Annotated in this window: 15 protein-coding genes and 2 pseudogenes; 2 read left to right on the forward strand and 15 right to left on the reverse strand. The window is 52.0% G+C overall.

Going from position 1 to position 21,781, the window contains the following annotated elements:
- Positions 1 to 8 precede the first annotated feature (8 nt).
- Complete coding sequence (locus FE784_RS22825) at positions 9 to 1,814, reverse strand: exo-alpha-sialidase (protein WP_139604538.1); 1,806 nt, start codon at positions 1,812 to 1,814, stop codon at positions 9 to 11.
- Between the two features lie 16 nt (positions 1,815 to 1,830).
- A complete protein-coding gene (locus FE784_RS22830) occupies positions 1,831 to 3,171 on the reverse strand; it encodes an ABC transporter substrate-binding protein (protein WP_139604539.1) in 1,341 nt (446 codons plus the stop codon).
- Between the two features lie 121 nt (positions 3,172 to 3,292).
- Here FE784_RS22830 and FE784_RS22835 point away from each other — a divergent pair, with 121 nt between their 5' ends.
- Positions 3,293 to 4,231 (forward strand): AraC family transcriptional regulator, encoded by a 939-nt coding sequence (locus tag FE784_RS22835; RefSeq protein ID WP_139604540.1) that lies wholly within the window; start codon positions 3,293 to 3,295, stop codon positions 4,229 to 4,231.
- A gap of 453 nt (positions 4,232 to 4,684) precedes the next feature.
- On the opposite strand, the gene FE784_RS22845 is transcribed toward FE784_RS22835, so the two are convergent.
- From FE784_RS22845 to FE784_RS22880, 9 genes and pseudogenes are all read right to left on the reverse strand, one after another.
- The gene (locus tag FE784_RS22845) at positions 4,685 to 5,695 is read right to left on the reverse strand and encodes an ABC transporter substrate-binding protein (RefSeq protein ID WP_139604542.1); all 1,011 of its coding nucleotides are present in this window, start codon (positions 5,693 to 5,695) and stop codon (positions 4,685 to 4,687) included.
- A 530-nt stretch (positions 5,696 to 6,225) separates the two neighbouring features.
- Positions 6,226 to 8,289 (reverse strand): chondroitinase-B domain-containing protein, encoded by a 2,064-nt coding sequence (locus FE784_RS22850; protein WP_139604543.1) that lies wholly within the window; start codon positions 8,287 to 8,289, stop codon positions 6,226 to 6,228.
- Positions 8,290 to 8,541: 252 nt separating this feature from the next.
- The gene (locus FE784_RS22855) at positions 8,542 to 9,876 is read right to left on the reverse strand and encodes an ABC transporter substrate-binding protein (protein ID WP_139604544.1); all 1,335 of its coding nucleotides are present in this window, start codon (positions 9,874 to 9,876) and stop codon (positions 8,542 to 8,544) included.
- Between the two features lie 332 nt (positions 9,877 to 10,208).
- The gene (locus FE784_RS22860) at positions 10,209 to 11,198 is read right to left on the reverse strand and encodes a hydroxyacid dehydrogenase (RefSeq protein ID WP_139604545.1); all 990 of its coding nucleotides are present in this window, start codon (positions 11,196 to 11,198) and stop codon (positions 10,209 to 10,211) included.
- A 212-nt stretch (positions 11,199 to 11,410) separates the two neighbouring features.
- Positions 11,411 to 12,817: an extracellular solute-binding protein gene (locus tag FE784_RS22865; protein WP_139604546.1), complete on the reverse strand. Its 1,407-nt coding sequence runs from the start codon at positions 12,815 to 12,817 to the stop codon at positions 11,411 to 11,413.
- 328 nt (positions 12,818 to 13,145) lie between these two features.
- On the reverse strand, positions 13,146 to 15,848 hold the full coding sequence (locus FE784_RS22870) for a UxaA family hydrolase (protein ID WP_139604547.1): 2,703 nt from the start codon (positions 15,846 to 15,848) through the stop codon (positions 13,146 to 13,148).
- A 73-nt stretch (positions 15,849 to 15,921) separates the two neighbouring features.
- Positions 15,922 to 16,158, reverse strand: a pseudogene (locus tag FE784_RS42020) (DUF1801 domain-containing protein); the annotation flags it as partial.
- Between the two features lie 31 nt (positions 16,159 to 16,189).
- A pseudogene (locus tag FE784_RS42025) lies at positions 16,190 to 16,297 on the reverse strand (SRPBCC family protein); the annotation flags it as partial.
- A gap of 395 nt (positions 16,298 to 16,692) precedes the next feature.
- On the reverse strand, positions 16,693 to 17,190 hold the full coding sequence (locus tag FE784_RS22880) for a DinB family protein (protein WP_139604548.1): 498 nt from the start codon (positions 17,188 to 17,190) through the stop codon (positions 16,693 to 16,695).
- Between the two features lie 436 nt (positions 17,191 to 17,626).
- On the opposite strand from FE784_RS22880, the gene FE784_RS22885 reads away from it, so the two are divergent.
- Entirely contained in the window at positions 17,627 to 18,424 is a 798-nt protein-coding gene (locus tag FE784_RS22885; protein WP_139604549.1) for an SDR family NAD(P)-dependent oxidoreductase, read from the forward strand.
- 130 nt (positions 18,425 to 18,554) lie between these two features.
- On the opposite strand, the gene FE784_RS22890 is transcribed toward FE784_RS22885, so the two are convergent.
- The 4 genes from FE784_RS22890 to FE784_RS22905 all read right to left on the reverse strand — a co-directional run.
- Positions 18,555 to 19,967 carry a PQQ-dependent sugar dehydrogenase gene (locus FE784_RS22890; RefSeq protein WP_139604553.1) on the reverse strand — a complete coding sequence of 471 codons (1,413 nt, stop codon included), beginning with the start codon at positions 19,965 to 19,967 and terminating at the stop codon, positions 18,555 to 18,557.
- Positions 19,968 to 20,126: 159 nt separating this feature from the next.
- A complete protein-coding gene (locus FE784_RS22895; RefSeq protein WP_139604555.1) occupies positions 20,127 to 20,741 on the reverse strand; it encodes a hypothetical protein in 615 nt (204 codons plus the stop codon).
- Positions 20,742 to 20,999: 258 nt separating this feature from the next.
- Positions 21,000 to 21,209 carry a zinc ribbon domain-containing protein gene (locus FE784_RS22900; RefSeq protein WP_139604556.1) on the reverse strand — a complete coding sequence of 70 codons (210 nt, stop codon included), beginning with the start codon at positions 21,207 to 21,209 and terminating at the stop codon, positions 21,000 to 21,002.
- Positions 21,210 to 21,404: 195 nt separating this feature from the next.
- A partial coding sequence (locus tag FE784_RS22905) for an ATP-binding cassette domain-containing protein (RefSeq protein ID WP_139604557.1) occupies positions 21,405 to 21,781 on the reverse strand: 377 nt, incomplete at its 5' end.

The following is a 21,781-nucleotide window of genomic DNA, read 5'->3' on the forward strand; positions in this document are numbered from 1 at the left end:
CTTGTCGTTCAACTTATAAGCCGGATGAACAAGTTCGCCTCCGCGCTCAATGTTGTTGATGCCATTTCCGATAGGAGCTGTTGTCCCAACACGGACGGAGCGTTGATGGTTTGCAGGAAATCCTGCAAATAGGCAGCCGCATCCGTATTGGCGTTTTGACTTACAAGCTGTTGAATGGTCGTCAAGCGATACGTCAGTTGATCGGCGAATACGGCGTTGATTTGACCTGCCTGCTCGTATTGCTCGATCTGATCCAGCATGGCGCCCGCCGTACCGGTATCGGCGGGGACGAACAAGGAAAACTCGGCCAAAATATCTGTGCCCCTCGATTCCACTATTTCAACTTTTGCGTATTTCGCATAAACGGGCTGATTAAGGACGACATATTCCATTTCATTCGTAATGACGTAGTCGAAGGCGGCTACCGGACTGCCCCAGCTCACGCCGTCGGCGGACAAATAGATGTTGGCGGTCTCCTCGTAGCCCGGCTTCAGCACGACTCCGATTTTGCTGATCGGATAAGACTGATCCATCTCGATCGACCAGTATGCGCCTTCTCCCGTCTGCACCTTGGCGGCGGAATACGTGTACGAAGGGTTGCCGTCGATCGCACCGTGCGGCTCATAGTAGCTCGGCGTATAGTTCATATCCGTCGTAATCTGCAAGTTACCGTTCGCATACATCCTCCACAAATCAAGTTTTCCGGTTGCGCTGTCCCAGTAGGTCGTCGGCGCCTCATAGTCCATAAAATCGTTCACCGTGCTAAACGTTCCGCCAACGTGTTTGGCGCAGGCGTCGTAGTACACCGTAAAAATACGCCCGTCGTCGAGTCGAATACTGCTAGGATAACTCTCGTCATTGCAATGCCCGGCATACATCATGACCCGTTCCGATACGGGAGTCCCGTCCGCCTGAACGATCTGGCCGACGACCGGGCGGCCGAAAGCGAATTGATCCGAATAGTCGCCCCACATGTGCAGAATATTCGAATTGGGATTTCCCGGGTCGAGGACGAGCAGGTTGGACGCATGCGCTTCCAGATCGGTTTGAACGGGCGTCGTCCAGGTCAGGCCGTTATCGTACGAATGCGCTTCCTGTGAAAGTGCCCCGGTCCGGATCATGACCATCAAGTGTCCGTTCCCGAGATCGGCCAATGCGGGCTCTACAAAGTTTGACGCGTTAGCGGGATTCTGAATCTCCACTTCATTCGACCAGCTCACTCCACCGTCGGTGCTTCGGCTAACGAAAGCTTTCCACCAATAATGGCCGGTTTTTTTTCCATACAACGGAATTAACAGATCGCCGCTATCCAGCTCCACTATTTTGGAAGTATTCGCTACGCTATGAAATTGCGATTGCACCTTGACCGGACTCGACCAGGTGAGCCCCCCGTCGTTGGAGCGGACGATGAAGGTGCCTACTGGTTGTGAAGGCGTCTGACTCAGATCCGTCGAGAAATAGCTCAGGAGCAAAGTGCCGTCGCTTGTCTGCATGATGCTGGGATCGCGGTCGTCGTACACGGAATCCGCCACTGTAACCGGTGCGGACCAGGTCAGACCGTCATCCATGCTCCGGACCATCGAAATCCGCCCGCTTGGGGAAGAATGGGCGAGACTATCGTAGTAAACGACGATCAAATCCCCATTCTGAAGCTTCTCCACATCCGGGAAGTACGTATTTCGCGTTCCTCCCTCCGCTACGATCACATCGGGTTGTCCGGATTCGATATCCGCTTTCACCGGCTGGAATGACACCAGAAGCAAACTGAGAAACAACAAAACCGACGCAGCACGAACAGTCTTATTTATTTTCAATTTCGATACACGCCCCTTATCGTTTCCATTCGTCCAGCCGGATCATGGCAGTTTCCTCCGATTGGCGCAATGCCGTATTCAGATCCAACGTACCGAGCATGGCTTGCTCCGCCAAGCCATTGTAAACGCCGACGATCCGGTTTTCATAGATGCCTTTGACCGGAACGGGCGCCATCTTGTTGTAAAACAGCGCTTGCCAGTTTTTGTCCTTGAAAGCCGTTTCCTGTCCGAGCGCCTGCTTGACGTCCTTGCTTTGCACGACCGGCATATAGCCCTGCTTCGCCAGAGACAACTGAAACTCGTCGGACACCATATACTTCAGCACTTCCATAGCCGCATCTTTGTTTTTCGATATATTCGTAATACCGAAGTAGGCGGTGTATGGCTGCACGCCGATCCCCGGTTGTTCTTTGAGCGTAGGCACCGACACCCAATCCCAGTTGAAAGCCTTCATCTCGTTTGGCCAGGTCGGAGCCAGGGCGGATACGTAAGCAAGCATCGCTGTCGAGCGATCCTTCATAAATGCGTTTACGATATGGCTTTTGTTCGTTTTCAAGCTGCTCAGGTACTCTTTTACTTCCTGCATTTCCGTCGGCTCGATCAGAAGCTTCTGATAAAAGCTGCGCCACCGGTTGTCCTTGTTGATCGTGGGCTGTTCCGTTTTCTCGTCCACAACGGGAATGGAATACGGGTTCATATAAAACATATAGGTGGAGAATGGCGCATATCCGATATATTTAGTGTCGCCGTCTTTGCGTGTCAGCCGTTTGGACAAAGCATATAATTCGTCCCAGGTCATGCCGTTCTTCGGATACTCCACTCCGAATTTGTCGAAAAGATCTTTGTTGTAGTACAACGCCATCGTATCCGTATGGATGGGAAGCGCATACAGGCCGTGGGGCGAAGACTGAACTCCGCTAATGATAGAAGGATCGATGCGCCCCAGATCGACCTGATGCTTCTTGATCAGTTCGGTCATATCGGACTGCAGGCCGTATTGAATCGCTTCATTCTCGAAGGAGCCGACATTTGCGAAATAAATATCGAATTGGGCTTTGGCCGTGACCATTTCCGCGATTCCCGTTCCCGTGCCGCTACGATGGATATATTGGATCGTGTAGTTGGGGAACTTCTCCCTCAACTTGTTGCCGTAGCGAGTATTGAATTGCTCTGGCGCCAAACCGCTGTGGGAATAAAATAGGACTTCCGCCGGTTCGTTGGTTGTCGTACCCGTTTTTTCACTCTTTCCGGCTTCGCTCGTGCCGTTTTGCCCGTTCCCCGTGCCGCCGCAACCCGCCACTAAGGTCGTAACCAGCATCGAGGCAAGGATTGCACTTACTTTCGCATGTTTCGGCATGTCGTTAAACCCTCCTTTTTTCTGTTTGTGTAAGCCAAGACCGAGCTCTTAACATAATTTTGACGCACTTGACCGCCTCTGTGATAAAATAAATGCGACTGAGCAACCAAGGGGGATATTTATGGCGCATTCGCGCGATCTGGCTGCCACCACGTTCTGGGATCGTTTGAATATCAAGGTTCGTGTAGGCTCGCTGCTGTTCGATGTTTTGCTCAACGACAATATCGTTCCCCGGCCGCTCGAGTATGTGCAGGAAAAGCATAATCACGCCGCCTTCGAGCTTCAATTCATTTGGTCCGGTTCCGGCACTATGATCTTCGACGAGACGGAGCAGAAACTTGGAAGCGGTTCCATTCATCTGATCGGACCGAACATCTTTCATGGGGTCAAGCCGGACGAGAACGATCCTGTAGTCCGCAGTACGCTTCGCTTTACATTCCGGGAGGATAAAGAGAGCGACCCCTGGTTCCCCCGGACGGAAGCGGAGCAATTGGAAACCGTGCTGTCCGGTGTGAATTACTGCCGGCTGCCCGTCGATGCGGATCATGAAATGTTGTTCCGCCTTGTGGATGAGGTCCGATATGAAATCGAGACTCCTTCGCTGGGCTCGTACACGAACGTGCAAAGCTTGTTCGCGCAGATCATCGTTCGAGTCGCGCGCGCGATCCGGCTGGATAGCGGAACGACTGTCGAATACGCCATACCGAGCAGAGTCAAGGACGATTTGCGCTCCCACCTCATCGATATTTTTTTCATGGGATACCGGCAAAATCTGACCCTGGAAATGCTCGCCGAACAATTAAGTTTAAGCACCAAGCAAGTCAACCGGCTTCTCAAGAGGTACTTCCAAACCTCTTTCAAACAAAAACTGCTCGATACAAGAATCGAAGTGGCCAAGGACCTGCTGCGTACAAGCGATTTGCCTGTGGAGCATATCGCCGGGGAAGTCGGCTGCGTTTCAACCCATCGGTTCTATTACCTGTTTCAGAAAAAGATGGGGATGACCCCGACCGAGTACAGAAGCAGAAATCATGACGGTATTGGCCGTACCGATCCTTGATCAAACGATCGGCTTCACCTCCCTTCGCTCCCAAGTGTACCGGCAATAAATGGAATCGACAATCAACGAAGCGGACATCTTTTGCAACGGAATGTCCCGTTTTGAGGCTTGAAAACTGCAAAAGCCGACACGGAAATCCGATTTGGCCCCACCTGACTTTCCATGTTTCCGCTAACCGCCGAATCGTACATCATCACACCTTCTCCAATTTCTACTCGACAAAACGATATCAACAGGGCCCGCCAGCAGGAAGACTATCAAGATTTAGGTGCAGATTACTTTGAGAAACGAAACCAGGACGCTTTCGTCAGGCAAACTGTTCGAAAGCTGGAGAACCTTGGCTTTATGCAAGCCTAGCCTTTGTACGCAGAAAACCGCCATTGTTTGAAATGGCGGTTTTCGTGACAATAGTATGAGCACGAATAGCTCCGATTTTTGATAATAAAATTTTGATCAACGGGAGCTGTTTTTATTAATGTCGAAGTAAAAGAAAAGATCATCCAGCAACGCTTTAGCCGCTATGGGACCTCCGCCCAAATTCCAGGTCACGACGTTGACTTTGAAATATTTCTCGTTTTGTACCCCTTTCAAGCTCTTCCAGAGCGGATGGCTGGTCCACTCCGTTTGAGTATTGCCTGTCGCCGGGGCGTTATCCTGGTTCAGTTGCGTAATATCGAAGATGATATCTCCATCGAGTTGGGACATATGCTCCTTGGACGTCAGGGAGACGACGGTTTTTCCAGGAACCTGTTGAACCTTCGGCCGGACTAATCCAAGCTCTTGAAAGATCGTCCCGGCAAATCCCGTAACGAAGAAGCGGGACGATCCGTCTTTTTCAAAGCGTATGATAGATGCCTCCGTATTTGACAGACGGTTCCCCATTTTTTGTTTGAATTCCTGAACCTTGGTGTCCCACTCCTTCATTACTGCCGCAGCTTCCGCTTCCTTGTACAATGCTTCCCCGGCCAGCATTACGTTCGTCTTCCAATCGAAAACATCGTTCATCATAATTGTTGGAGCGATAGCGGAGAGCTGTGGATAAATTTTCTCTTGCTCCGCTCTCGACTTGGCTCCGATGATTAAATCCGGCTTCAGTGATGTGATAACCTCAAGATTCGGCTGGGTAAGGGCTCCGACACTTTTGACTCCGCTCATCTGAGCTCGGAGGTAGTGAAACCAGGGTCTTTCCTCCGAGGACTCGACAGCTCCGACAGACTTGGCTCCAATCGCTACGCCGATATCTACCATCCCTTGGAATAGGTAGACAACCCGTTCGGGTGCTTTCTTCAGAGTAACGGTCCCCATTGCGTGTGTAATGATCTTCTCTGTTGAGTCAAGAGTACCGCTCGTCTGTTTGCCTGGTTCGGCGGCAATTCGATCGCTGCCGGCTCCGGGGGCAGCTGCGCTGCAGCCGACCACAGATAGTCCGAATATAATCGCCAATAATAGATGAACAAGCTTCATTTCCGTAGCTCTCCCCACTCTTATGAATTGATAACATATTGATAATGATTATCATTATTGATTATATTTTCGGTTTTATTATTTGTACATATTCAATATTATCAACTTTTCATATACTATTTTGTTTCTCTTGCCCTCCTTACCTGACTGGTATTCTCCATTTCGGTATACCGGGACCACACCAACCGATTTTTCGAAGACAACGTTTTTGTAGTTAGGCAATCAGGGGACCCGTTTGTTGCAGCAGCAGATGGTAAACTGCTCTGCTCTTTGTTACGCAAGAAGGCCGTTTCTCCCTGAGGGGAAACGGCCTTTCGCTTGTTTGAAGTCGGTGCCTGGTTGCGGACACCCGCATTGTACGCGAAAAACGGCGTGTTGCGGCCCGGAGCCGCTTCGCTTGTATGCCGACCGCATGCACTGGGCATAGACCGCGTTTAACGATACGCTCATGCACGATTGTCCGTTTCTCGACTACCCCGGATCATTACCACGAGGCCCGTTCCCGAACAACAGCAACTCTGTCCTTCCGCTTATTCGCTCTCGGCGATGCGTATGTCGTCCACATAAAACGTACCGGTCCGGTTGCCGACGGTAGTGAAGCGGAACAGGCTGACGCCCGATGCCGATATATTTTCAAAAGGCGTCTCCGTATCGAATAGCAGATTGGCCCCTTCGTATATGCGGATCGACTTCGTCGCCTCCGTCCCATCGAAATCGATCACGAACCTGTACCACGTATCGGTTTGGAACGTTTCAACCGTACGGGTCCGGGTCGCTCCGTTCTGGTACTCGAAGGTGCCGTCATAGAAAAATCCGATCCACTCCACATTCCTCGTTCCAACTGTCGTATCCTCCAGCCTGAACACGAGTCTGTCCTGGTTTTTCGCCATCGCCCACCATTCCACGGTGCCTTTGACGATCGGGTCGAACCGCCGGATCGCCCCGTAAGCCGCCGTCGTACTCGTATCGACAACACGCACCGCCTTCGTTCCGCTGACGGAATAGACGTTCTCGACCACCGTCACCTCCGGCTGCGCGTTCGTCCAGCCTTGCTGTCCGTTCAGCGGTCCCGCATCGGCATCCTCGAAGTCGAAGAGCAGAGATACGGACGCAGGCGGCTCCGGCGCGACCGGCCTTTTCCAATCCGCCCCCGTCCGGCTGTCGAGACTGTCGTAAGGCGCCAATCCCGTCACCGACAGCGGCGTCGGAATCGCCGGGTGGTCCGTGTACACGTATTCGATCACGCTGCTGTCCGTCGTCGAGATGTTGCCTACGTTCGCCGCCGATTTCAGAACAGAGACGTTGTTCGCAAAATCGCCGATCGGATCATAGAACGCAGCGATTGCCGTTTCTTTCACATAATCTTTTGCCCCATTCGAGATAAATACGCGGTTGTCGGAAACATCATTGTCGATCGGGAGCAAATTCCACGAACCGGGATTGTAGTTCGTTCCGAATCGCATGCCGGTGCCCGCGGGATCGACGATCACATTGCCGATAATCCGGCTCTCCTCCGACTGGTAATACGGCGCGGCCACCGTCGGCGTTTGGCCGTTCGCCGTATCGGCTGCCGGCAGTTGAATGCCGACATTGCCGCCGAGCAAATAATTGTTCTCGATCGATTGATCATAGCCGTACGTGCGGATGCCTTTCTCCGTATTCTCGAAATAGTTGTCATAAATCCGGTTGCTGTCGCCGAGACGGATGGTCAACCCGGAAGCATTGTCCCGGAACGTATTGCGGTATATTTCGTTGCCGCTCGACTTGACGCTGACGATCTCGCTTCCGTCACCAATGATCCCTTCGAACAAATTGTCGTATACCTTCGTATGAAACACGTTGTGCACCACTTTGCCCTGCCCGAGCTGCACCGCTTCGAATCCGTTGGAGTTGCCCGGATACACGTCGCTCACGCGCGGAATTTGATAGAATAGATTGGCGTATACCTCGTTGTAAACGTTGTTTACATCGGCGGGCGTATGTCCGTTGTACAGCGCGACGCTCTGCCCTTCGCTGCGGTCGAACGTGTTGTGATGAATCGCGTTGTAAGCCGAGCCGTTACGGATACCGACGATTTTGGTCGTCGGCGAAACGCCGTTGCGATAAAAATAGTTGCGCTTCACTTCCACGTGGCTCGAACCGTCCATCACGAGCGAATTGCCCGACTCCACCTCATCGAACAAAAATCCGCTGAAGGTCAAATATTGGCTGTCCTTGATCGTAATAACCGACTCCCCGGTGAAGACGACTTCGCCGTCTACCTCGGCTCGGACCGTCACCGGCCCCGGCCCGCCGTACGTAATCGTCACATTCGCATCGGCATATGTACCGGATTCCACCAGAAAAGTGTCGCCGGGCAATGCCGCATCCAAAGCGGCTTGCAGTCCCGACAGCGGTACGGTCGTCACGGATAGGCGGGTCATCGTGCCGCCGGTCGGCCGAACGCAACCCGAAGGGCACTGCGCACCCTCCGCTCCGAATGCTCGATTCGCCTGGACACCGCTTTCCGGAAGCAGCAAGCCCACCGCGAGCAGGGCGGCGATGCTCCCGCGGGCAATCGATTGACAAGAACGAGGTTCCGTAACTTTCTTCATCCCTATCCCTCCATTTCAAATTGGGGCGGGGGGGTGGACGCAATGATGTCAGGTTAAGCAGCTATAGCCCCCGACGCTTGGTCTTTAAAAATTTAATGGCTTTTGTCTGCATATCGCGTTTGAAAGAGCTATCCTTTACGACGGGAATGATGTTGCGCTGAAGTGGTCGGCGCACACTGACGCAAGCGTCTTTCGGTACGCATTTCGGCGTCGCATGGCAGCGGACTGCGCCATCGCGCCCCGGCTTGCTCCTTACTTGCCCGCCGCAGCCGCGATCGCCTTGTCGGCCCTCTCCGCCGCTTCGCGAAGCGCCGTGTTCACGTCCTTGCCTGCCGCATATTGGCCGAGCGCCTCCAGCACTTCTTTGTCCGTGATGTCCTGGTAGCGCGTCTTCATCGTCGGGACGGCGAATTTGCCCGGTACGAGCGAGCTTACGCGCTTGCCCTTATAGATCGGGTTGCTCGCGCCGAACTTCTCCATCAGCTTGGCCGGGTCGCGGATGACCGGAAACGCCCCTCTTTCGGCCAGCCACGTCTGATAATCCAGCGAGGTCACGTAGTCCAGCACCTGGAAGGCCGCATCCCGCTTCTTGCTCATGCTTGTAATATAAAAGTAATTCGGGTACGCCTGCGGTCCGACGTTCGGCGCGTCCGCTAAGAACGGCAGCTGGACCGCATCCCAGTTCATATCCCCGAACGTTGTGCCGGATCCGCTGAGCGACAAAAACATCGCGATATCCAGGGACTTGTAGAAGGGCTCCCGCTGCGTGCCAAGGTTGAATTTGTTATTCGGCAGCTCGTTGCCCGGAATTTTGTAGAAACGCGCCAAATTTTCGAACGAGCGGACAAACTTATCGGCTGTGAACAGCGCTTTGTTCGTCGTCCCGTCGACATGAGGCGCGGACAGCTGGTTCAAAAACATGAGGTGCTGGAACGCGATCGTCAGTCCTCTGTATTGCACCCCGCCGTCCTGACGTGTCATCTTCTGGGCGAGGGCGTACAGCTCGTCCCAGGTCATGCCGTCCTTCGGATAAGCTACGCCGAACTTGTCAAATAAGTCTTTGTTGTAGAATAGAGCGGCGGACGAGTTCGTGACCGGCAAGCCATAGATGCCGCCGCCTGCCAGCTGCCGCTGAATGTCGACCATGGACGGCTCCAGACGGGACAAATCGTAGCCGAATTTTTTGATCAGATCGCTGATGTCGCTTTGCGCGCCGTAATTCAACAGAAACGTGGGCGTCAAGCCTACCGAGGCGAGCATGATGTCGACCGTCTCGCCGGCCGCCAGCAAGTTCGGGAACGTCTGGCTGTTCTCCTGCGTGATGAATTTGATCGTGTAATTGGGGAACTTCTTGGCGATCGGATCGCCGTATTCCTCCATAAACCGCTCTTTCGTCCAACCGTTGGACGTGTTATAGAATACCAGCTCTGCAGGCTCGTTCGCGGCTTTGGCCGCTTCGGCCGCAGGGCTCGTTTTCGCATCGCTTCCGACGGATGGTTCCGTACCAGCCGCCCCTCCGCTGCAAGCGGTCAGCATGCCGATGAGACCGCTTGCAGCTGCCAAGAACTTCAGTTTTTTTCTGTTCATTGCAATTCCTCCCCTTTTTCATCAATTTGCAGATCAAATTTGTCGGCGGCGCAATGCGGATACCCGTTTCGGTATGTAAATATGAGCGATTGGCCGATAACGAAGCGAATGAGAAAGAGATATCGCACCCGGTTGCAGCATCATAATGTAATCGCTTACACTTGGCTTGACGATCACATTTCAACGACAGCTCTTGCTCGTTTTTGAACACCGGCCCCTCCTCTCCCATCTTTCCGCCCGCCTCCTGGCCCGATTCGACAATCGGGCGGGAGGACGCGAGCAAAACAACGTGGATCATGATTTTCGCGATTCGCAACAGCCGTGCCGCGACGTCAAGCAAGTACCGCCAGTTGCGTCTGACGCACCTCTCCTTGGAGCGGCAACCCTTCCTTCAGACGCTCAAGCTCCTCCACCGCGAATTGCCCCAAGCGGCGGACCCCGTTGTTGACCGCCCCGGCGATATGCGGGGTGATGATGCAATTCGGCAGGAGGCGCAGCGGATGATCCGCCGCAGGCGGCTCCGGATCGGTTACATCGAGACAGGCGAGCAGCCTTCCTTTCCCCAGTTCCTCTGCAAGCGCTTCCTCGTCCACGATCGAACCTCTGGCGGTGTTGATCAGGATCGCATCGTCCTTCATCAATGCGAGACGTTCCCCGTTGATCATCCGATACGTGGACGGTAGCGACGGGGCGTGAATCGAGACGACGTCGCACGTCGCAAGCAGCGTCTCCAGATCGGTCTTGTTCGCGCCCATTGCCTCGATTTCCTTCGCCTCCAGCACCGGATCGTACACGTACACGTCCACGGCGAACTGGCGCAATAACCGGATATAATGCTGGCCCGCGCGTCCCCCGCCGATGACGCCGACGGCAATCTCGTACAGTTCGCGCACCTGCCCCCTGCCCTTGCTCCACCCGCCCTGCCGGGTTTGTCGCGTCAGCTCCCACATATTTTTCAATGAGGCGATCGTGAGGCCGAGAGCGGTCTCGGCGACCCCGACGGCCAGTGCATCGTTTCCGCTCGACACCCGGATTCCGCGCTCCCACAGTTCCGGAGTCGCCACTTTTTTGACCGATCCGGCGGCATGAATGACCGCCCGCAAATTCGGGGCCCTGTCGAGAAGCGGCTTCGTGAGCGGCAGGCTCCCCCACGACGTCACAACAGCATCCGCCCCCACCATCAGCTTGCCGATCGCCTCATCGTCGGAAGGCCCTTCCCATTCATTGCGGACGATCTCGCCGAGCGACGACAGCCGTTTCCAGTGTCGTTCGGAGAACAATCGCAACTGACCCGCGGGAGGGGGAATTATCGCAATCTTCAACTATTATCATCTCCCTTTTCTATCTAAATTGACTCATTTCTACCTCGCACAATTGTAATTATACGTTGATATCCGCCACTGTCAACGGTATAAAACAAAAAAACTCGCTATTTGCGAGTCAATAGCGAGTCAATACTAAACTTTATACCGATTGGCGGTTGTTATGCCCGCATTCCGCGGAGCCGGTTTCGCTTCGATGCGGCCATCCGGGCTCACGCCCTTTGTCCTTCCAGGTGCTTCGCTTCGGCCAAAACCCGTTCCACATTGCGGCACAAAGCCTCCTCGTCGAGCAGTCCCGTCCAATACAGCTTGATCTCCTTCTGCATGGCCGACAGCTGGCGGTAGCTCAATTGCAGATCGCCGATCGTCCGGTACGACGGTACGATCTCCCGATACATGCCGAAGCGGGACGGTCGATACATCGCTTCGTCCCCGTTCCACTCGGCCGCCCGACGGTTCGCCGGTATACTCAGAGTATGGCGCCGAATGTGAAGCTGCGTGTCATAGGAGCGCAAAAATTCGACGAGCAGCTTGGCCGCCTCGGGGTTGGAGGAGTGGCGATTGACGGCCGCCCCAATCATAACAAGAAGCGTGCGGAATTCGCGAAAATGCGGAATCGGGGCCACGTCGAAGCGGAAATCCGCGTGGCGTAGCTCGTTCAGCGCGAAATACGTCGTCATGATCATCGAGACTTTGCCCTTCAAAAACAGCTCTTCGGCATCGGCATCGCTCGCGGACAAAACGATCGGGAAGGCGTCGGACATGGCGAGCAACTGCTTGCCGATCTGCAAGCTTTCGATCAATTCCCGATCCCGGACCCGATACGCCCCCGAGGCGTCGTTCTCGAAGGCTACCCCGTGCTGCAGCAGGAAAATCGGCCAGCGGTTGCGCATCAGCAGATGAAAATATAAGCCGAAGCGCTGACCCGGCACGGCCAGGCTGCGGGCATGCCGCAGCAATTCGTCCCAGCCCCAGCTGCTGTCCGGCTCGGGGATGTCCCGCTCCCGCAGATGCTCGCGGTTGTAGCATAATACGACCGGCGAGAAAAGGAGCGGCTGAACTAGCGGCCGCTCCGTCTCCGTCAGCAGCGGCTGCAGGAACGGGTACGTGTCGGGATGAACGTCGATCGACTCGAGCAGACTGTCCGCGCCATACTGTACGAGCTCCTGCAGGTTGATATCGTTGATGGTGATCACGTCCAGCATATCGGCTTCCATGTGTTCCTTGACGAAAGCGGAATAGGTGCTGGCCGGCAGCGCCACCGGCTGTATTTGAATATGCGGGTAGCGCGCATGGAACAACTCCAGCAAGCCGAATATGCCGATATCGTTTTCCGATGTGCTGTGGTAACCGAACCGGACTACTGTGCGCTGTCCGGTCGGCGGAACGACGACGCGGTTGCCGATACGCGGCATTTTCTCGATCAGCTTCTCTTGGACGAGCACGTCCAGCCCTTTGCGGACCGACTGGTTGCTTAGCTCGTACAGCTGCTCCAAATCTTTCTCCGAAGGCAAATATGCTCCAGCCGGCAGCTTGCCGGACACGATATCGGAGCGCAGCTCCCCGATCATGCGGTCAAGCCGTTGGCGAAAATGTTTTCGACCGATTTTCCCGGACATCCGTTTCCCTCGCAATCTGTAAATCGCTTGTTGTCTAAGCAGAAGCGGCCGATCTGACTCGCTTCTAACATGTATCCCATTCAATATAGCGTACAATGGGATTTTCAGTCAACTCGCCCAGATCGAATCGTATAGTCGCAGTTCGTTTCACACGCGACAGAAAACGTATTCGTGAGCAGATCGCAATCGACAACCGCTACTTTTTCCGGAGAGTCGAGGACAATCGAGAACGATTTGGTGTATGCATACCGCCTATGACCAATACTCCTTGCGACTGCAATCGAATCGGCTAATTGGGGCACACGCCCTTCTTCGATAGAAATTCACATCACAACGAAACACCCAAAAAGCCGCGTGTTACTTGGAAATCAACGTTACCCTGCTGGTAGAGGCGCGGTGTATAGGCACGCTCAATGATTTGTTTACAGCGCTCTAGAATCTGTTTCGTCCAAGCGTTTGGATCTCCCATGAGCAGCAAATCCAAATCGCTGTCATAGTTTTGCAGCATAGCCGGCTCCGATGCCATTTGCAGCATAGGAACGAACGGGTGCGTCTGCATCGGACGATTACCGACCAGCGCTATAATTAATTCTACACCCGTGGCAGCTAGGCCCGTAACCGTCTCAACCCAATGCTCGGTCGGGTTCTCCATGATGTGGAAGCCGTTGCGACGGACATGCTCGCCACAGGCAATTGTCGGCCGGACATTGGATGTCGTGAATATGTTTTTGCAGTAAGCAGCCGTGGACAGCAGACCGCTGTTCTCAGGAACAACCACCAAGCCTCCGGCTCCGATAACCATTTTGGTCAGCTTCGCCAGTTGCTCTCCGTCTTCGTCGGAGATGGAGCCATCGCTTACGATGCCAATTCGCAGTCCTGCCAGACCGACGATAACCTTCTCAGTTGCTCCGGCTGCTTCCAATTGATCGGCGAACCATGCTTCTACCTTCTGCGTTACCTTCGCAATTCCGCCGTCAAGCTGAATGCTGGCAAAACCAAGTCGGCTCGCGTCGACACCCATCTCTTCCATCTGATGGCGCATGTAGTCGTTGTGAGTTTTCTCGCAGCCATGCTCCAGCAGCAGACAATGTTTCACCATCGGATGGGTGATATAACCGATCATCGTTCGGGCATACAGCTGTTCTGCTTGCCCCCCCGAATTACCGCAGCCTTCCGTGTGAGCCAAAGCCACAAAGCGCGAGAGCTCGGGTTGCCCGGCACCCTGGTTGTTCAGCCGCTGCGCAATCATATTGGCTACTTGTCCGGCACAGAGACTGGTCGGCAGGATCAAGCCGATATTGTCGCTGGCCCGACGGTCTTGATGACGGTTGAAGATGAATTGGATTGGGTTAGCCGTCGCTCCCGCATCCTCTTGGACTTCAATAGGCTCTCCCGTCGGCACAGGGGCATTGAGCAATGTCTCCAGCTGGCTCGCATCATTTTGCCGCCAGTTCCGCCAGATCTGCACCTGGGAATGACCCGCCTTCTCACCGACACTGCGCTGACCGGAGGCAATTTGGATTGTCAGTTCGAAGACCTCCTTGCCGAGCTCATCCATAGAGATGCCTTCCAGATACAGACCCGCGTTGACATCCATATCATTCGCCAGCAATTGGAAGCGGCGCGTCGTCGTGACAACCTTGACCGTCGGCACATAAGGGAAATTGGTGATGGAGCCGTTGCCCGTTGTAAAGAAAATCATGTTGCAGCCTGCAGCAACCTGTCCGGCGATGCTCTCGAGGTCATTGCCGGGGCTATCCATGAAATAGAAACCGCCCTCCTTCATGAGTTCCCCATACTCTGTGGCATAATCGAGGCGAGTGGTCGGATCTTTTTTGCGGGCAGCACCAATAGATTTGAGATAAATGTTATAAAGGCCGCGATATTTGTTGCCGCCGGAAGGATTTCCTTCCGCGCTAGTACCATGCCAAGACGTACGCTCCTTGAAACCGTTCACAAGCTCCAAAAATTTGCGGGCGGTTTCCACGTTGCGTACCTTCGACAGGACATAGGGCTCCGCGCCAATTAATTCATCGGTTTCAGCCAGGCTAGCAGAGCCGCCGTAGCGCACCAATTCTTCTGAAATCCAGCCCAGCAGTGGGTTCGCAGAAATGCCGGAAAAAGCGTCCGAACCGCCGCACTGCAGTCCGATCTTCAGGTGGCTTATGGATTCACGTGTCCGCTGCATCGAATTGACCATAGGCAGCCACTCGCGTACAATCGCTTCGCCTTTGGCCAGATTCTCTTCAAAACCGCCTTGGAGCGACATAAACTTATGCAGCACTTCATCGATCGGGTAGCTGTGTTCGCGTAAATACGCTTCCACCAACTTATTGGTTACCGGCTCATTGCCATAATCGACAACCAAGACTACACCGACGTTGGGGTTCACGATAAATCCGGCGAGCGTGCGCAGTAGCACATCCAGGTTATTAGGCTTTTCCGTGCCACCCTCCGTATGAGCCACAGGCTCAATCCCATCGACATTGGGGTAGTTCTTTAATTCACCTTGCATACGAGCGGCAAGCCGCTTCACATAGCTGCCAGTACGAGAGGTGGTGCCGAGCAGAACCACATGGTTACGGGTACCAACACCGCGGGCTTCACTACGGCGATAACCCATGAAAGTACGAGTTTCCGAGTAAGCGGGTGATGCCGGGGCGGGCTGAAAGTTTGTCTCGTCAAGAACATACGGATGAACTTGATCCACAAAATTAGGCTCCGCCGGCAGAGCAAATTTAAGTTGACGCACACGGAGTGCGTCCAATACAGCATCGTTGATCACATAGTGGCCGGGCTGAATCGCTTGCAAAGCCACACCAAAAGGCAATTGCCAAGACTGCAACTCTTCACCGGGAGCAATAGTCTTCACCGCAAAGCGATGGCCTTCCAGAAGAGTATAATCCAAGGTCAAGGATTGGCCTTCATAATGAATGACGGTGCCGGCGTCCAGTTGGCGAGTCGCAACGGCGCAGTTATCCCCGGGTAGGGGGAGTCTAGCAACTTCGTCAAATTGGTAAACTGCGTTCATCCTTTTCTAGCTCCTTTTTTTAAAATTTAGCAAGATAACAATTAATTTCGGAAACGCTTACAGATACCAATAATTTAGATATTATAGGTCCATTGCTGGTTTTTACCAAGTCACCTTTGTGAAACAGAAGCGCACAGTATCCATTAAATCCCATGTGTTCATACTATGTTTTATTCTGAATCATGTAAGAAGGATGCATCCACTTAAATTATTCGGTCAGCACACAGTCAAGTACGATATTTCTCAACTTCTCATATTCTTCCTTCCACTTATTAGTCTTGCTTAAAAATTCATCAATCTTATGATTCATTATACTCTTTGTCTTCAAGGAACACTCCACTTCATCCTAATAATTTTGTGTTTTCGAGCCCTTGAGCATCGGTGAATCCGGTTTGTTCGAGATAAAGGTTAACCTTCCCGTCCCCTAATTCCTGCAGCGTCCAGGTGACTTCACGATCGATGTCGTGTACTGAAAATCCAAAGATAATGATAAACTCATTCTTCTTCTACCTTATCATTGTTTCAAGAGAAACTTCATCAGGTTCCATTATTCCAAATGACTTGCCCCCAATTAGACACTATTTGGTGACACTTTTATTACAGAGTACCATTCGGTGTCCTGTCAACAACATTTTTAAGCTCCGCATAAACTGCCAGTCGGTTATGTGTGTCAACTATGAATTGCTCCAGCAGCGCTTCGGCGACGTGCTTCATATTCGCTTCGTTTTTCGGCTTTGAAGATCGCGAGCGTCCACTCGGCAACAATAAAAACAGTCGCAGAGTACCGGAGGTCATGCCGGTGCCGTGCGACTGTCTTGGCGCATATTGGATCGAAAAACTTAATTCATTGGGCTTCCTCGTCGGCCGAGGGGCCGTACATGCCCGGCACCGGAATATCGAGAAGCCGCAAATACACCCCAAGCTGTGCCCGGTGATGAACCATGTGGCTTAATCCGAAGGTGCGGAGCGCGATCGCCCGCGGCTCGCGGAGGATAATATGGTCGCCGTGGCGCAGCGTCCATTCCTCGCCGAGCGTTTTCTCGTCGCATTCGGCGAGCAGCTTTTCATACTTGCCGACATTCGCATCGAACTCTGCCAGAACGTCAGCGCGTTTTTCCAAAGGCTCCCGTCGAAGCGGCACGGTCGAAAGATCGAACTCCGCGTACTGTAAAATCGCGATTTGCCAGTTCAGCAGGTTGATCAGGTGCGTAGCCAGCCCGCCGAGCGTCATCGATTTCTCGTGCGGCTTCCACGACATATGCTCCTCGGGCAAGCGTTCCAGAATGCGGCGCGTAGTGGCCAGTTCATGCATGGCGTCGCCTACGATCAGTTGTTTGACCAATGATTCCACTCCTCCCTTATGTGGCTAACCTACTACAAACCCAGTCAGCGATCCACCAATGACTTTGCCGCCCTCAGGTTTTATGGCTAGGATTATTTACTGATTACGCGACTTTTCGCTTGATACATAAATGGAAAAATCGTCTCTGAAGCACATCTGTCTCTTGGCCGATTCGATGGGGCTTCTGATCACAATCCTGCACCTCCCGAACAGATCTCGCGTTTTCAAATCGACAGTGCCATTATATCCCTATCATGATGTCAATCTCAACCTCAATAAATACTACTTCACTCCCCACTCATGATGATCCCTTTTCTCCAACAATAGATAATGGCCGCAGAGTTTCATCTCTTGATCAGGATAGCAATCGATAAGAAATGGCTTCTACCGGCCTGTGATATATTGAAGGCACAGCAAACAAATTGAGGTGATAAGGATGGAGTTGGCAGGAAGAAATGCGATTATTTACGGCGGGGGCGGAGCAATTGGCAGCGCGATCGCCCGATTGTTTGCCCGGGAAGGGGCAAACGTGTTTCTTGCAAGCCGAAACCGTGACAAAATGGAAACGGTTGCGACCGATATTAGGCAATCGGGAGGAACGGCGGAAGCATTCGTACTGGACGCCCTTGATGAAGCCTCGGTCCAGGAACATGCGGAGCGGGTTGCTCGTGAAGCGGGCGGTATCCATATTGCCGTGAACGCGATCGGAGTCGCGCACAATCAATTCAAGCCCGCTGTAGAACTGACTCTCGAGGAATTCGAGCTGCCGGTTACCGCTTATATCCGATCGAGCTTTCTCACCTCCAGAATCGTTGCGCGACAGATGAAAAAGCTGCGGTCAGGCGTTATTGTTCACATCACGACACCCGCTTCCCGGATGGCCGGTCCCGGCTTTATCGGGCACAGTGTTGCTTGTGCGGGCGTCGAAGCGATTTCGCGAAATTTGGCTGGGGAACTGGCGCAAGACGGCATACGGAGCGTGTGCATTCGTTCGCATCTTATCCCGGAAGCCATATCGGCCGGATCGCACAGCACGATCATTTTTCGGGAGAATGCCGCGATTGCGGGCATTACGTTGGAGCAAATGCTGGTTGGGGCGGCGGAGAGCACGTTGCTCCGAAAACTGCCTACCCTGCAAGAAGTTGCGGAAACGGCGCTTTTCCTCGCGTCCGATCGTGCGGGAGCGATAACCGGCACCGTTACCAATGTATCCGGGGGCTTTGTGCTGGATTGATGACTCCGTTTCTAAGCTGGAGATATTACATAGCATGTTGTGTCAATGTTCGGAAAACAAAAAAAGCCCCATCTTGGGCTTTTTTTGTTGTTGGTATGGCCTGTGCGTATGCTGATTATATAGTTATGAACTATGGAACAACTTCAAAAACGGTACCCTGGTTATAGTCATTCACTTTCATAGAGCCATAAACCCCCAAATATAGTCTGGTTTGTTCCAGATTCGCTCCCAAAGAAACATAATATGCGGATTGGGATCCAAAATTATAGTCGGTTTCAATAACACTATAATCATTTGGTCTACAATCTGTTTTTACCCTGGTATAAGCCAAAACCCCTTTAACCGGAGAGTGAGATTGTTCATGCCGTGCAAGATCGGTAAATACAACGCTTCCCTTTAAATCGGGGATTCCATTCCCCATATAGGGTTGGACTCCCGTAAGTGCAGTTCCTCCAAATTTATCGGGTGCGGGATCTTTATGAAAATAACTAGTCAAAGGCTGAAGTCGCTTCGCTGAAGTTTTTACTGCTTCATTGTAATAAGCGATTTTTTTCTCATCCAAAGCAGGATTTGCAGAGCAGCCCCCAATAATCGAAGTCGGAAAATCACCTTCCCACCCTCGCCAGCCAAAGTTAATAAATCCTTCTTGGTCAGGTTCAGTATTCATTAAAGAAGCTTGAATAAGCTGGGGAACCGGTATTGGTTTATAATGAACGAATGAAAAAATCGACTCTACCAAATCCTGTCCAACATTTCCCACATATTTAGTATACTGATTGTGAAACCTTTGAAATGAAATACCTGATATATTGCGCACCCCCTTGGCAATTACTGTAAGTGTTTCCTGAATAGGTGCGGGAAGTTCATTAAAGCGTGTGACTACGGGTGGATTAATGAATGTATTCTTAACTACATCGATTTCAATAATTTTTCCAGAAATCTCCATATCGTCCTGACTTAAATTAAATGGATCATATCCTGATCCACCATCTCCGGTTGTTAAAACAAGTTTTCCTGTTTCAGGTGAAAAGTTTAAGCTATTGACACCATTATGATTTAAAAATGGTCTTCTTAAGTTAAGTAATGTCCGTCGTTGCTGGGGTTGACCATTCGATTGTAAAATCCATTCTTCAATTGTATCAATATGATCATATTGAGTTTCTCTATTTATCCACATTAGATTTAATGTTCGGGGATCACACGGGTTAGGCTTAAATGGTTCAGGAAGAGCACCTGGACCTTGTGTTCCAGCTACTGAATAATGAACATAGAACAGACCGTTATAATAAAATTCGGGATGAAACGCTAGCCCTAACAATCCCCGTTCATCATATCCTCCACTAGAAACACCCAATTTTATGATTCGCGGGCTAATATCTAAAAAAGTCCTTACAACTCCGTTTCCTATGTAAAAGATCTTACCTACCTGGGTTGCGATAAATAGTCTTTCTATTGAATCACCCGGAAGTGCAGTTGTTTTCAAAACAGTCGGTAAATTTATTTTACTTACAATAGGCCGTAAACTAACCTTAACTTTTTTCAACTATCGTTACACTCCTTCTTATTGTTTTTCTTTTATTAGAATATGAATAGAACTGTTCTATTAGTACCCGATCAGGGCCGGGAAATCCGACGTGGACACCATGACAAGAATAAGTATCGTTAAAAACAAAAAATCCGCAAAATACGCGGATCCGATACGTTATATGCCGACAGACGTTTGCGCCTGGCGGTACAGGGATGTTAGGTTAGGCCAGTATCGCCGTAACAGCTTTGAGAACACCAAGACCAAGATGTCGTCGAGCGCCGCAGCCTTTCTCTGGTGCTTCGCGATTCGGGCTGTTCCTCCTTCGATCGATTTGGGACTTGGCAAATAAGTGCCTCCTCTTGCAAGCTGTATGAGGAATGTCTGAACGGCAGGGCTTTGAACTTTGATCTGTATACCGTAATCGACATAAAGCTCGAACGGATTGGAAGCAAAGGCAATATCGCCGAGACGAAGCATATGCATTTCGACACGTAAAGTTTTGATCCGCTTCTGATGCTCGTAACGATTCGCAACATTTTTATTCCAATGCATCTGACGATAGGCGGCACTCGCCGCAACGTACCAACGTTCCTGCTTCCGCATCGGGTCGTGTTCCAGCTTCCTAAGCTCCGTTTCATACACGGTTCGCAATCGTTCCGCTTCCCGTTCGGCGTTTACGGCATCCGCTGCGGTCAGACGGTTCACGGGGAGATCAGTACTAACAACTCGATGGCTCAGGATGGGAGCATAATCGATAGCTTGACCGATAGGCGGCAGTAACACGCCCACTTCATCAGCGATTCCCTGCAGACCAATATATGGAAAATAAGCATGCGAAAATTAGAGCTATATTCTACCATAACTGTTTGATACATCTATCATAGTAGGCGTGCATTTCAGACTGTCAACGAATAGAAAAATCCTGATCTCCACACAAAAAGCATTAAATCTGAAGGGATTCAGACCTTTTGTTGGCGCGATCGAAGACATTAATAGTACTTCTTGTTGGACGTTACTCGGGGCAAAACTACTTCGACCGTTGGCTCATCAGCCGAAAAAGAAATCAATAACATTCGAACCAGCCGACGCTTGTTTATTGTAAAATTCGGAATACCCGCAATTCGCGCAGTAAACGACTACAAATTGATTGTGCTGAATATCAAACATTTTGGAAAGACCTGTGCCGGTCATTGCTACTTCTTTCGTCCTTGCGTCTTTGCTACCGCATTTGATACATCCCTTTTCACTCTCACTCATACATCTATCACTCCCTTCATATTATGTTTCTTTGTACGTTACCAAGTCATGGAAGGTTGCGTAAATAATAACACCCCTATCTGCACTTCACCTCAGCACCATCTGCTTCAAATACTGCCAAGCTTGTTCCCGTTACTCAAGCGAAAGGCTGCCGATTCAGCCGGCAGCCCTGCTTGAGCATACGTAACCTTTGCATTACATCAAGTATTTTCCCGTGATCGACTGCTCCGCATGGATGATCTGCGAAGGTGTGCCCTCGAACACCACCTGGCCGCCCTTGCTGCCTCCGTCCGGCCCCATATCGATGATCCAGTCCGCTTGGCTGATCACATCGAGGTTGTGCTCGATGACGATCACCGTATTGCCGGCATCGACGAGGCGGTTCATGATTCCCATAAGCTGGCCGATATCCGACATATGCAAGCCGGTCGTCGGCTCGTCCATCACGTAGATGCTGCCCTTCTTATGCAGCTCGCTCGCCAGCTTGATACGCTGGCATTCCCCGCCCGATAGCGTGCTGAGCGGCTGGCCGAGCGTAATATAGGTCAGCCCGACGTCGCTCATCGCCTGGA

Source organism: Paenibacillus hemerocallicola (genome assembly GCF_006265175.1).
Classification (GTDB): Bacteria; Bacillota; Bacilli; order Paenibacillales; family NBRC-103111; genus Paenibacillus_AB; species Paenibacillus_AB hemerocallicola.

What these genes read in the sequence shown, in the direction of transcription:
- FE784_RS22870 (WP_139604547.1), bottom strand. Translation starts at nt 15,848, where the DNA reads ATGAACGCAGTTTACCAATTTGACGAAGTTGCTAGACTCCCCCTACCC.
- FE784_RS22845 (WP_139604542.1), bottom strand. Translation starts at nt 5,695, where the DNA reads ATGAAGCTTGTTCATCTATTATTGGCGATTATATTCGGACTATCTGTG.
- FE784_RS22900 (WP_139604556.1), bottom strand. Translation starts at nt 21,209, where the DNA reads ATGAGTGAGAGTGAAAAGGGATGTATCAAATGCGGTAGCAAAGACGCA.
- FE784_RS22830 (WP_139604539.1), bottom strand. Translation starts at nt 3,171, where the DNA reads ATGCCGAAACATGCGAAAGTAAGTGCAATCCTTGCCTCGATGCTGGTT.
- FE784_RS22835 (WP_139604540.1), top strand. Translation starts at nt 3,293, where the DNA reads ATGGCGCATTCGCGCGATCTGGCTGCCACCACGTTCTGGGATCGTTTG.
- FE784_RS22855 (WP_139604544.1), bottom strand. Translation starts at nt 9,876, where the DNA reads ATGAACAGAAAAAAACTGAAGTTCTTGGCAGCTGCAAGCGGTCTCATC.
- FE784_RS22850 (WP_139604543.1), bottom strand. Translation starts at nt 8,289, where the DNA reads ATGAAGAAAGTTACGGAACCTCGTTCTTGTCAATCGATTGCCCGCGGG.
- FE784_RS22885 (WP_139604549.1), top strand. Translation starts at nt 17,627, where the DNA reads ATGGAGTTGGCAGGAAGAAATGCGATTATTTACGGCGGGGGCGGAGCA.
- FE784_RS22865 (WP_139604546.1), bottom strand. Translation starts at nt 12,817, where the DNA reads ATGTCCGGGAAAATCGGTCGAAAACATTTTCGCCAACGGCTTGACCGC.